The organism is Geofilum rhodophaeum (genome assembly GCF_002210225.1).
Lineage (GTDB): Bacteria > Bacteroidota > Bacteroidia > Bacteroidales > Marinilabiliaceae > Geofilum > Geofilum rhodophaeum.
The window spans coordinates 37,792-50,418 of the sequence record NZ_MWUJ01000011.1 but is presented as its reverse complement, the minus strand read 5'-3'; the positions used below and the strand labels follow the sequence as shown (position 1 = coordinate 50,418).

The following is a 12,627-nucleotide window of genomic DNA, read 5'->3' as shown; positions in this document are numbered from 1 at the left end:
TTCCCATGGCTACAGGTATTAAAATTGGTTGTACAAAGTAAACCATTAGTTGCAAAAGAAACAAGACAAAACTGTCCTAAACAAGAATTTTTCTTTGAGGTACGGTTGTTCGGGGCTGTTTTTCCTATATTTGAGGCTACAAGCCCATCAATAGAATTATGAGCCATCTTATGGAAAAAGACTATGTAGCCACCGACCTGTCGTGCTACGACAACAGTTGGTACCATCCGGGTAGAGGCGCTTTGGTGCGCAGCCTCTGGTTTTTGTTCAATGCCCTGTTTTTCATAAACCCCTTAAATCCTTCTTCGGGCATCAAGGTTCGTCTGCTGCGCCTGTTTGGGGCACGAATATCCACGGGAGTGGTGATTAAGCCCGGCGTTAATGTGAAGTATCCCTGGAACCTGGAAGTGGGGCCCCACAGCTGGATTGGAGAGAAAGTCTGGCTGGACAGTCTCGCCCCCATAAAAATCGGTGCCCATTGTTGCCTGTCGCAAGGCGTGGTCATCATGACCGGCAACCATAATTACAAGCAGCCGACTTTTGATTTGCTGGTGAAGGAGGTGGTTTTGGAGGACGGGGTATGGTTGGGAGCCGGCAGCATGCTGGCGCCCGGAACCTGTTGTCGTTCCCACTCGGTGTTGTCCTTGCTGAGTGTAGCTTCAGGCGAACTGGAAGCCTACAGCATTTACCGCGGTAATCCGGCCCTTAAAGTCAGAGAAAGGCGCGCTAAAAATTAAGATAGAAAGCCCGCAGCGAGGTGCGGAAAGCAAAATTTAGAAGGGTGCTTTCTTCGCTGGCCAGGTCGCTCTCACTTTTGCGCATACGCAATCCCACACTTAAGTTCATGTTGTTTTTCGGGTTAATCAGATAGGAAACCGAAGCGGCGGCGTGTTGAATGGTGGTTTCCATGCCCTGTCCGATTACGTGTCCGTGAGAGTCGAATCGATTGTTCACAGACACAAAAATATCGCCGCCCCAACTTATTTGCTCGTCGGCGGGCCGGGAAGCATCGTAATAGTCCTTACCGTGGATGGCGTACATGGCTTCCAGGTGCAGGTGCCAGCGTCGGTGTCGATAAGTTAAAAAGGAGATGCTTTCTCTGAAGTTGGCACCCAGCGGATGGGCCAGTTCCTGATTCATGTGTCCGAAATTGGTGATGGGACTGTAATGGGCGTAGGTAAAAGGGCGCACCTGGTTGTATTCGGTCTGCACGTCGAGGTTGGGGATACCCAGGAAATTGTAATGTTTGTAGCCCACCTGAAAACCCTGCTTGTTGGCCCACCACTTTTCCCCACTGGTAATTTCGTCCAGTTTAAATTCATTGATTACAATTTGCCCGTACAGGGCAGCATCCTTCCACGGAATGAATTTTAGATTGAATCCCATGGTCACATTGTCGGGCGAGCCCACGCTGTACTCAGCCGGCCGGTATAAAATAACGGGAACCACATAGCCCAAATCAATGCCGCGGTAGCCGGTTTGGTCTTCGGCGGCCCAGATGACGTTTTCGTAAAGGCCCAGCGAGAAACGCGAGCCGATGTTCCAGTTGAGGTAGTGAAAAACACCGTATTTGTAGGGGAAGCGTTCGTCGCCGGCGCGCTGCAAGTCGTCGTAGTGGGCAAACTGAGCCAGCATAAACAGGTACTCGACGTTCCAAAAGGTGGTCTTCATTTTAACATGCGGATAGCTGTAGCTGTTGTCCGACAAGAGCAGACTGCGGTAGCCGTCGCCAATAAAGTTTTTACCATAGGCCAGGGTTAGGTTGACCCACTCTCCGGCGTTGTAGGAGAGGTAGCCCGATGATTGGGAATAGTCCCAGCCCTCATCACCAAAGGTCTTGGCGCGGCCCTGACCGGGAACTACGCCACGGCTGTTTATAAAGTCGTTGATGTAGGTGGGCTGTACCGACTGGTTTTCGAACAGGGCGGTATGGAAGGCCAGGTTTTTGCCCAGTTTTCCATCCACCAGACCGCCTCTGGTGTTGGTCCATATGTTTCTTTCGTAGCCGCGATCCTGACCCAGCTCAAAATTGAAATAAGGGTTTACCGTAACTACAATCGGGGAAGACCCCGGTTTCTCCCAACGAATAAAGTCGTCGTGAATAATGCGTTGCCAGATATTCAGTCGGCCCTCAGGCTTTCTCAGTTGGCGCTGAATCAGCGAGTCGGTGTTAAAGCTCCCTGCCAGCTGGTCCATCCGCAACGGACGTATGGAGGTATTGGCTTTTAGTCCCGGTTGGTAGAGCTCGCGGGTCAGCGGATCAAATCCGGGGTTGTTGTAGCGACTGTAATCCTGGGCCTGCAGGCCCAGGATGGAGAGTGCTCCGCCCAGGAGCAGCAAGGCCGTCTTCTTAGTCTTCATAATACCCGTTTCCATATCCATTGCCGTAGCCGTAACCATAGCCGTATCCGTAGCCATAATTGTAGCTGAGCAGGCCTTTCTTAATTTGAATGTCGTTGAGCAATACTCCAATGTTTTTGATGCCCTCTTCTTGCATTTGTTGAATGGTGTGTGCAAAAACATCCCGGATGGTGAAATCCTGCCGGGTAATAAACACCACCGAGTCGGCATGCCTCGCCAGGAGGTAGCCATCTGCCACCACGCCCATGGGCGGCGTGTCGAGGAGGATGATGTCAAATTGTTTCTTGAGTTCTTTAAAGAGCTCCTCTGCTTTGGGCGAACCAATAAGCTCCGAGGGGTTGGGTGGAATGGCACCGGAGGGCAGTACGTAAAGGTTGCCGGGCGAACTTTCCTGAATAATGTCTTTTAGGCGCACCTGGCCAATCAAGTAGTTGGAGAGTCCGACATGCTCCTCAAAATGTAGCACCTTGTTGAGACCTGGTTTACGCATATCGAAGCCCACCAGCAGGGTCTTTTTGCCTGAAATGGCAAATACACTGGCCAGGTTGAGGGCTGTAAATGTTTTGCCTTCACCCGGCATGGAGGAGGAAACAGCGATGATGGGGCAGTGGGTGTCGCCCACCATATAATCGAGTCGGGAGCGAATGCGCCGGAAGGTCTCTGTAATGATGGATTTGGGGTGCTTATCGACCACATTGCTGTGTTCCTTGCTGTTGTGGATGATGTGACCAATCACAGGAACCTTTGTGATGCGTTCGATGTCCTCGGAGGTGTGAATCTTGTTGTTCAGCAATTGACGGATCAGCAGGAAGAGTGCGGGCAGCAGGAAGCCAATCAGCAGCGCTTTCTGCCGGTCGCTGTTGACGGTCGGTGAAACCTGTCCCACCGGTCGCGCCGCCTCCAATATGCTGTGATCTGGGGTGTTGGAAGCTTTCTGGATTTGTGCCTCACTGCGCTTTCTTAAGAGAAAGGTGTACACTTCGTTGTTGAGGTCAAATTGTCGCTCAATACCAAACAGCTGTCGTTCCTTCTCGGGAAACTGATACAATTCGGCAGTGGTTTTGCGTCGCTCTTCCTCAATTCGGGCCAGTTCCTGATCCACCATCTCTGTTTGGTTTTCCAGGGCTTTCAGCAGGGTGAGTCGCCCTACTTCGAGCTTGTTTTGGAGTTCTACCAGGTAGGGGTTGGCACCAATTTGGCCGGGACCGCCACTGATCGACTGGCGCTCGATGTTCAATTCCATCAGGTTTTGAATTTGGCTGCTTATGGCAGGGTGGTCAACCGGATAGCTGGCGGGGGCAATGGTCCCTTCAAACACACTGTCGCTGCTGAAATAGTGGCTCAGGTATTCGTAGTATTTTTTCATGAGCATCTTTTCCGATGTCTGCTCTGCCAGATTTTCGAGTCGGGTAAAATAGATGCCGGCCTGGGCCGATACGCTCTGGATTTGATGGGTGGTTCTAAAACGACTGAGTTCGTTGCCGGTAACGGTGAGACTGTCTGAAATGACCAGGAGTTGTTCTTCGATGAACTGGATCGTATTGGTGGCAATTTGGTTTTTGCGTTCCAGGTTGTTTCGTATAAACACTTCGGCCAGTTTGTTCAGAAAAACCACGTTTTTGGCGTTGTTGTGGCCGGTAACAAACATGCGTACAATGCTGGAGTTGTCGTTGGACCGGCCGTGGGTGAAACTGGTTTTGTAGGCCGAGGCCAGGGCATCGGGACTGTTGAAGTGGAAGAAGTAAGCTTTTTCTTCGGGACGGGAAAGATCGTGGTTGATGATGCGTATCCGCATCCAGGGTGTTTCTATCCATTCTCCAAAACGGAAGCTGCCACTGAAACTGATTGGCCCGGTGCCCGATGCGTTACGCTGCTGCAGGTAGTTCCAGGTGCTGCCACTTTCGGCATCGATATCCAGACGAAAGGTTTGCGCATCCTGAACGCTCAGGTAAATGGGGATGTTGAGCAGTTGAGCTGCATCCCTGTCGTATTCTACGGTGAAGGGGATAGAGCCGTAGAGTTCTGTGCTTTTTACCCTTCCGGTTTTGTAGTAGGCGAGCTCGAAGTCGAGTTCGCCTATGGCCATCCGCATCATTTCCCAGGAGGTGAGTATGGCCACCTGGTTTTCGATGCTGCGCATGGCCGAACTCAGGCCAAAACCTTCCATCATATCGCTTTGGGGCTTGTCGCTGCCTCTTTCTTCCACCAACAGCGTAAGTGAGGCACGGTATACCGGTTGGGCATAGCGATGCAACATATAAACTACAAAGAGCGATAGCGCAATGGTTGCCACAAAGAGCCACCAGAATCGGAGGGTGTCGGCCAATAACTTTTTGTAGTCGATGTTAAAACCCGTTCCGGAGGAGCTGGCGTTGGGAATGCCCTGCGGGTGACTTTGCCTGATGTCCTGATTCATTTACTGGTGTTTATTTGAAGAGCGCATTGAGCGTAAAGTACATCGCTAAAACGGAAGAAAATACCCCAAAGGAGAAGGATTCTCCAATGCCCCAGGTCTTTGCTTTCATGGGACGGATGTAAATGATGTCGTTGGGGTAGATGTAGTAGTGGTCCGAATCAACAAGATTGTTGTCGGTTAAATCGACAAAGAAGGTTTCGGATCCCTCCTGGTTGGGACGAATGATTTTGACGGCCCGTTTTTTTCCGAAGGGACGAACGTCGCCCGCCAGGGCAATGGCCTCGTAAATGGTTACCTGGTCTTTCCCCATAGCAATGCGCCCTCTGCTGGAGGTCTCCCCAAGGGCGATAAAGGAGGGGTTGGAAAGGCGTACGGTGAGCTGAGCATCGGTGACATAAGGCAGTAGGGCCTCCCTGATTTTTTCGGTGGCCTGCGTACGGTTACAGTTTTTCAAGTTGATGTTGCCCACAAAAGGGAAGTCGATGTTGTAATCATCGTCAATGGGATAGGTGTAGAGTGGAGAGGTGGCCGTGGTGGATGTTTGGTTGTTGCCCCCTGGGTTAAAAAACTCGGAGAGTAACGGATTAGAAGTGCTTACTCTTATAAACAGGGCATCATTGGGCCGTAAAATGTACTTTTCGGTGATTCCATCCTGTTCCCCATAAGGGTTTTGGTAGTTTTTTCGAGATTCATGATCCTGAAAATAGACGGTTTCCTTTTGCGGAATGCAACCGTTTAGAACGATCAGCGTAAGCAGGTTCAACAACAGGATGCGAAAGCTTGTTTTTGCCATGGATGCTGCATTTTGTACGAATATGCAAATTTAGGCTTTCTTTTTCAAAAAAACAGGACGCCAATTTTATAAAACTCCGCAGAGGAAGGATTAATGATTCCGGATTTTCATTGCCTTTGCTTTTTTCTTAATTTTGTTGCGATTATTAATAGCGTTATGGTGGTTGATTACAATGTAGTGCTGCAGATTTTTTTTGCCGGGTTGGTTTCTTTTGTTCTGGTATTTATGTCCATCCCTACCATTTTAAAAGTTTCCTACTCCAAAAATCTGTTCGACGAACCCGGCAGGAGACGGGTGCATAAGCAAAAAGTTCCAACCCTGGGTGGATTGGGTATCTTCTTTGGTATTTTGTTTACCTATTCGGTCTATCTCGATTGGTTCGATTATCAGGCCATTCCTTATTTAATACCGGCGCTCTTAATTATTTTTAGTATTGGTATTAAAGACGACATTTTGGTGACTGCACCCATCATGAAGTTGATGGGGCAGATTGCTGCCGCTCTTATAATTGTCGGCCTCGGTGATTTACGCATTACCGATTTTCATGGATTTTTTGGTCTCACCCCCGACTATTTTGGTAGTCTGGCCTTCTCTCTTTTGTTTGTGGTGTTTATAGTCAACGGCTTCAATTTGATTGACGGGGTAGATGGTTTGGCTGCTGTTACCGGCATAGTTACTCTGCTGGGCTTTTCGTTTTGGTTTTACATTAATGGCGAGGTGATACTGCCGGTTTTGGGCGCCATTGTTACAGGGGCCCTGTTGGCATTTTTGTATTTTAACGTGTTTTCGCGTACGCAAAAGATATTTATGGGGGATACGGGTTCCCTGCTCATTGGATTTATTGTGGCGGTTTTTGCCATTCGCTTTATGGAATACAATGTGGATGCCCTGGCACCTGCCCACCTTTATACTATGAAGTCGGCACCCGCAGTTGCCCTTGCCATTTTAATCGTACCGGTCATCGATACCATCCGGGTGTTTTTTCTTCGTTTGTCGCGGGGCCATTCGCCCTTTGCTGCAGATAAAACCCATATTCATCACCGTATGCTTACGCTGGGGTTTTCGCACATTCAAATAGCGGTGGTGTTGGCTGTAGTCAATGCGCTTTTTATACTTATGGCCTACTGGTTGCGGGATTTTGGTACCATTCGCTTACTGATACTGGTTTTGGTCTTGGGCCTGGCTGTTTTTCATTTGCCTTCATTGGGCATACGATATCGCCTGCGTAAAATGAAGCGGCAAAAGAATTTAAGGCGTTAAATATCTATCTGCACCCTATGTTGCCAAAGCTCACCTTAATCACCATCAGCTACCAGGCCTGCAGGCAATTGGAAGCAACCATACGTTCTGTAGCGGCCCAGGACTGTGCGGAACTGGAGTACATTGTGGTAGATGGCGGTTCGGACGACGGCACGGTGCAGATGTTGGCGCAATACAATCATGTGGTTCATGCCTATGTGAGTGAACCCGACCAGGGCATCTACGATGCCCTGAACAAGGGACTTAAAATGGCCCGGGGCAGTTTATTGGGTTTCCTGCATGCCGGCGATCGCTTTGCCCATGAGCAGGTGCTCAGCAGGGTACTCAGCAGTCATGAAACAGCGCCCTGGGATTTATTGTATGGCGATTTGCAATACGTCACTTCCCACGAGCCCTTGCGCGTTCTTCGTTTATGGAAAAGTGGCGTTTTTAAGACCAAAAGCCTGCGCCACGGTTGGATGCCTCCGCATCCAAGCGTTTATTTCACTCGGGACCTGCTGGAGCAGATCGGAAACTTTGATACCTCCTTTCGCATCGCTGCCGATTACGACTGGCTGCTGCGGGCCTTGTCGGTGAAGGACCTGCGTGTAAACCATCTGCCTGAGGTAATGGTAAATATGCAGGCAGGCGGCGTCAGCAACGGCAGTCTCCGGGGTTTGCTTCAAAAGTCCCTCGAAGATTACCGGGCCCTTCGCAAAAACAGGGTTGGCGGCTGGTACAGCCTGCTGGCTAAAAACCTGCGCAAAATCGGGCAGTTTTTTCAGCGGAGCAAAGCCCCCCTGGCTTAGATTATGATTATAAGGTGTTTTTTTATAGTTTAGCGACATATTTAACGCAATACGGTACATGGCCATTCCTGTCAATCAACCCCATCCACAAGCTCCCGGGCGCCCCGGTGGTGATGGTTTTTCCGACATTCGGAAAATTCTTCGTCTGGTGCTGCGCAATTGGTATTTGTTTGTCATTTTTGTGCCGCTGGGTTTGGGTTCGGCCTGGGTTTATCACCGCTATACCGTTCCGGTTTACCGGGCCTCCATCACCATGTTGTTCAAGGTCGATCAGGAGCGGAATTTGTCGGCTTCGGTGCTTACCGAAGGCTTTGGGCTTTCACCCGAGATGCGCAGTTTCGAGAACCAAAGTTTTATCATTCGCAGTCACGCCATGGTTTTACGTGCCGTAAACCGGCTCGATTTTGGGGTGAGTTACTTCTCAAAAGGACGTTTGAAAGATACCGAATTGTACGACCCGTTGCCCTTTGTGGTGGCCTTTGACTCCCTGCATCCACAATTGTTGAATGCCAATTTTAATGCTGCCGTGTTGGATGATGGTCGCATTCAACTCTCAGTACGCTCCGAGGGCAGCCCCTTACACAACTACAACAAGGCAAGCAATGTTGGTCATTCCGGACCAATAGAATTTGACCAGGTGGTACAAGCCGGAGAAGCGGTTCAACATTCGGCCTTTTCCTTCCGCATTATGGCTGCACCCGGCCGAAGTGCACCTGTTCCCGGTACCTACATGTTTCGTTTCAACTCGCATTCGGCCATTGCCTCTTCTCTTAGGGGAGCACTCAATGTGGCACCCTATCGGGAGGGCTCTTCCATCATCTTTATTTCCACCACCGGTCAACAGCCCCAAAAACTGGTCCGCTTTCTCAACACCTTTTCCGAGGAGGTGATCGACAACAACCTGGAGCGCAAGAACAATATGGCCAACCGGTCCATAGAGTTTATTCAGCGGCAGTTGTTACAAGTGGCCGACACTTTAAAAGTCACCCAGCAAAAGCTGATGGATTTTCGTCGGGAAAACCGCTTTATGATGCCTTCTGAAATGTCGTCGCGACTTTCCGAAGAGTTTTTCGAATACGAAAAAGAACAACGTCTGATGGAAGTCAGTCTGACCTACCTCAGCGACTTGCACCAGCGTTTGTCGACCAACGATTTGGACGACAACGACTATTTGTTGCCTGCTTTTTCAAGTGAACCAGCAGCGCTTATCCAGTCTGTTGTAAAGGAGCACATCGATTTGCTTAAGGAAGCTGCCCTGGTGGCCGCTGAGAGTGGGGGCAACAACCCCTATCGCTTGGAGTTGGCCAGGAAAATTGAAATGTCGCAATCCTCGTTGCTTACAGCTGTTGAAAAGCAAATGGAGAGCATTCGCATGAAACAGAGCGAGCTGCGTAGGCAGCTTGGACGACTGACCAGTCGCATCGGCGATTTGCCCGAGCTGGAAAGAGATTTCCTGGCCTTGGAGCGCAGTCACAAACTCAACGATGCCATTTACACCTTCCTTTTGCAAAAAAGTTCGGAGATGCAGATTGCCAAAGCCTCCAATGTACCCGATAATGAGGTATTGGATCAAGCCAGCGTCTCCAGCCCGATATTGCCCAACAAAAAGAGCAATTACAGTAAGGGATTGATGGCGGGACTGATACTTCCGGCTCTCATTATTGCACTGCGTGAGCTTTTCAATACACGGATTCGCGGACGTGAAGACCTCGAGGGCCATTTTCGGGATGTGCCCATTGTGGGCGAAATCTTACGTGCCAAGGACAGTCCCGAAAATGTAGTCATTGCCGAAAGTAACTCGGTGGTGGCCGAGAGTTTCCGTTCGCTGCGTGCACGGTTACGTTTCCTTCTTTCGCAAAATCCCGGTAAAATCATTTCCGTTACCTCTACCAACACCGGTGATGGAAAAACTTTTTGTGCGGTTAATTTGGCTACCGCCTTTGCGCTTACCGGCAAGAAGACTGCCCTGGTTGGTTTCGATTTGCGCAAACCCCGCTTGTCCCAAATATTCGGCCTTTCCAATATGCCCGGTATCAGCAACTATCTTATTGGGCAGGTAGGTTTTGAAGACATACGCAAACCATCGGGACAAGAGAATCTTTGTATTATACCGGCAGGCGTTATTCCCCCCAATCCCTCTGAGTTGATTTCTTCGGCCCAGACCATTCGCTTTTTTCAGGAACTGCGTGACAATTATGATATTGTTATTGTAGATACGCCACCGGTGGGACTCGTATCTGATGGTCGCCTCTTGATGGATTTGGCCGATTGTCACCTGTTTGTAGTGCGGTCGGGAGTGACCCAGAAGGAGCACTTTAACCTGACTATGAGTAATTTGGTCACCGAAGGGGTGAAGTGTATTGGTCTGGTTTTGAATGATGTCACCACCACACACAAAGGCTACGGTTACTACACGTCATCGGGGTATTTTAATTGATTTGAGCTTTACTTTAAATGATACTACACCACGAGAATCATTCGCTGAAAGACCTGCATACCTTTGGTCTGGATGTGAAGGCCAGATATTATTTGGTCTACCACAACGAAGAGGAACTAAAAGAGCTCCTGAATGGGACCCTCATCAGGCAACATTCCTTGTTGCTGATGGGCGGGGGGAGCAACCTCTTGTTTTTGAAGGATTACGACGGTGTTGTTTTGCATTCTGCCATTGATGGCATTCAAGTTGCTGAAGAAGACAATGAGCAAGTACTGCTGAAAGTCGGTGCCGGAGTAGAATGGGATGCGCTGGTGGCCTGGAGTGTAGAAAAAGGCTATGGCGGCATTGAAAACCTGTCCTACATTCCCGGAGACGTAGGGGCTGCCCCCGTACAGAATATAGGAGCCTACGGGGTGGAGTTTCAGGATGTTTTTGTTCGTGCAGAAGGTTACTTCGTCGACAGTGCCTTGCCCTTCTCCCTGAACAAGAAAGAATGTGCCTTTGGTTACAGAGACAGCATATTTAAAAAGGAACTGAAAGGGAAAGTCGTTGTTACCCAGGTGTGGATCCGGCTCAGCAAGCAACCCCGCTTTCTTTTGGATTATGGACCCGTACGCAGTGCGGTTGAGGACCTGGGCAGCATCAATCTCCACAACATCAGGAAGGTTATAGTAGCCATACGTTGCAGCAAGTTGCCCGATCCCAAAGAGGCAGGGAATGCAGGGAGTTTCTTCAAGAATCCGGTTGTTCCCCTTGCTTTTTTTCAACAGTTGCAAGCCATCCATCCCGATGTTCCGCATTATGAATTGGCAGGAGGAATGGAGATAAAGATTCCGGCAGGCTGGCTCATTGAACAGGCCGGCTGGAAGGGCCGACAAGTGGGGCGTGCCGCTGTGCACCAAAAGCAAGCCTTGGTTTTGGTTAATTTGGGCGGAGCCACAGGTAAGGAGATCTATGCTTTGGCCGAAAGCATACAAAGGGATGTGCAGCAGAAGTATGGCATCCTTTTGGAGCCCGAGGTAAATGTGCTCGCCTAAGCGAGCATTTTATTGACCTTGTAACGGAAGCGGAGCAAGAGCTGCGCACCCACCACCATCAGTCCCACCATGTAGCCCATCCAAATACCTTGCGGGCCCCAGTCCAACACAAAACCAGCCACATAGCTTACCGGCAGAGCAATGGGGAAGTAGGCAATTACCAACATAATCATGGGTGCCTTTACGTCCTCTAAACCCCGCAAGGCCCCCAAAGTCACCACCTGCATCCCGTCGAAGAGTTGAAACAAACCACCTACCAGCATCAGTCCACCAGCAATGGCCACCGTTTCATGATCGGGGACAAAGAGCGCCGGAATCTTGAAGCGAAGCAATAAAAAGGCGGTGAGACTGAGTGACATAAATACAAGTACCATGTGCAGGGAGGCATGGGCCGACCTTTTCATGGCAAGCAGGTTCTTTTGGCCCCTGAACTGACTTACCTTTACAGTGGTGGCAGCCGCAAAACCAGCTGAAACCATGTAGGTAAAGCTGACCAGACTCATCACAATCTGGTGGGCCGCCAAAGGTCGCTCTCCCATCCAGCCCATCATGATGCTGCCGAGACTAAAAGTCAACATTTCTACAATGTACTGGCCCCCTATGGGCACGCCAATTTTAAGCATGTACCAGGCTTCGCGAAAGTGAAATCGCGTTTGGCGCCACAGTTGCCTTTCGGGCTTGAAAAATTTGAGACTGAAAAACAGGAGGGTGAAGGCCAGGGGCATGAATATTCTGGATATAAGCGTAGCGTATCCGGCCCCCATGATGCCCATGGCCGGAAAACCAGCTTTCCCGTAGATAAGGATATAATTCAGCACAATGTTGATGACATTTGATGCCAGCGTTATCAGCATGGCAATGCGCGTATTGCCCAGACCTTCGGCATACTGCTTATAAATAAAGAAGAAATTCATGGGCAGCAGCGTACCCACTAAAACCATATAGTAAGGAAACGCCACTTCCACCACCTCCTCCGGTTGCCCCATGTAGGGCATTGCCAGTCCCACCGCCGCCATTAAAGCTGTTTGCAAAAGGGCTATTGTAGGATGAATGTAGGCAGCCTGCTTCAGCCAGCTCACCGCTGTAAGCCTGTCTCCACCACCAAAAGCCTTTCCCGCAAGGGGCGTAACAGCAGTTATTAGACCAATGCCAAACATCATGCCCACCACAAAGATGTTGTTGGCAAGAGCAACCGCAGCCAGGTGAGTAGCCCCCAGCTGACCAACCATTAAGTTGTCTGCAAGTCCCACGACCATCTGACCTGCGTGTGATAGAATCACAGGCAGTGCCAGTGCAAAATTAGCGCGATAGTGGTCGCGATACCTTCCAAAAAATGCCGTCATGCAAGGGGAAATGATTCATTTTAATGAGCTGCGCAAAGATACATAGGATTTCCGGTTTGCGGAAATCCGGCTTTTCTGATTCAGCTATTTGGTGACAATTAAAAATTTTGAAGTCTTGATATAAATTATGCTGTATTGTATGAAATTCCCTAATCTTTTATAAGTGATATCTATGATAGTGATAAATTGTTT

9 protein-coding genes are annotated in these 12,627 nt (G+C 49.6%); 5 read left to right on the top strand and 4 right to left on the bottom strand.

The features are described 5' to 3' along the window. Positions 1-170 precede the first annotated feature (170 nt). Positions 171-737, top strand: coding sequence for a WcaF family extracellular polysaccharide biosynthesis acetyltransferase (locus tag B4W65_RS10980; protein WP_088655207.1), 567 nt, complete (start codon positions 171-173; stop codon positions 735-737). Here the strand turns inward: B4W65_RS10980 and B4W65_RS10975 are convergent. The 3 genes from B4W65_RS10975 to B4W65_RS10965 are packed head-to-tail and all read right to left on the bottom strand — an operon-like array spanning position 727 to position 5,570. After that, positions 727-2,418, bottom strand: a complete 1,692-nt coding sequence (locus tag B4W65_RS10975; RefSeq protein WP_240509555.1) for a hypothetical protein — start codon at positions 2,416-2,418, stop codon at positions 727-729. The two genes, B4W65_RS10980 and B4W65_RS10975, sit on opposite strands and share 11 nt — an antisense overlap. Continuing rightward, positions 2,351-4,777 carry a polysaccharide biosynthesis tyrosine autokinase gene (locus B4W65_RS10970; protein ID WP_088655206.1) on the bottom strand — a complete coding sequence of 809 codons (2,427 nt, stop codon included), beginning with the start codon at positions 4,775-4,777 and terminating at the stop codon, positions 2,351-2,353. Before B4W65_RS10970 ends, B4W65_RS10975 begins: the two co-directional genes overlap by 68 nt. 10 nt (positions 4,778-4,787) lie before the next feature. Continuing rightward, the gene (locus B4W65_RS10965; protein ID WP_088655205.1) at positions 4,788-5,570 is read right to left on the bottom strand and encodes a polysaccharide biosynthesis/export family protein; all 783 of its coding nucleotides are present in this window, start codon (positions 5,568-5,570) and stop codon (positions 4,788-4,790) included. A 156-nt stretch (positions 5,571-5,726) separates the two neighbouring features. Between B4W65_RS10965 and B4W65_RS10960 the strand changes: the two genes are divergently transcribed. From B4W65_RS10960 to murB, 4 genes are read left to right on the top strand one after another with little or no spacing between them, the layout of a single operon-like run. Beyond that, positions 5,727-6,830, top strand: coding sequence for a glycosyltransferase family 4 protein (locus B4W65_RS10960; protein WP_240509554.1), 1,104 nt, complete (start codon positions 5,727-5,729; stop codon positions 6,828-6,830). A 17-nt stretch (positions 6,831-6,847) separates the two neighbouring features. After that, complete coding sequence (locus tag B4W65_RS10955) at positions 6,848-7,618, top strand: glycosyltransferase family 2 protein (protein WP_088655204.1); 771 nt, start codon at positions 6,848-6,850, stop codon at positions 7,616-7,618. A gap of 58 nt (positions 7,619-7,676) precedes the next feature. After that, a complete protein-coding gene (locus B4W65_RS10950; protein WP_088655203.1) occupies positions 7,677-10,055 on the top strand; it encodes a GumC family protein in 2,379 nt (792 codons plus the stop codon). Positions 10,056-10,072: 17 nt separating this feature from the next. Beyond that, positions 10,073-11,092 (top strand): UDP-N-acetylmuramate dehydrogenase, encoded by a 1,020-nt coding sequence (murB, locus tag B4W65_RS10945; RefSeq protein WP_240509553.1) that lies wholly within the window; start codon positions 10,073-10,075, stop codon positions 11,090-11,092. Here the strand turns inward: murB and B4W65_RS10940 are convergent. Next, positions 11,089-12,435 carry an MATE family efflux transporter gene (locus tag B4W65_RS10940; RefSeq protein ID WP_088655202.1) on the bottom strand — a complete coding sequence of 449 codons (1,347 nt, stop codon included), beginning with the start codon at positions 12,433-12,435 and terminating at the stop codon, positions 11,089-11,091. The genes murB and B4W65_RS10940 overlap by 4 nt on opposite strands. Positions 12,436-12,627 lie beyond the last annotated feature (192 nt).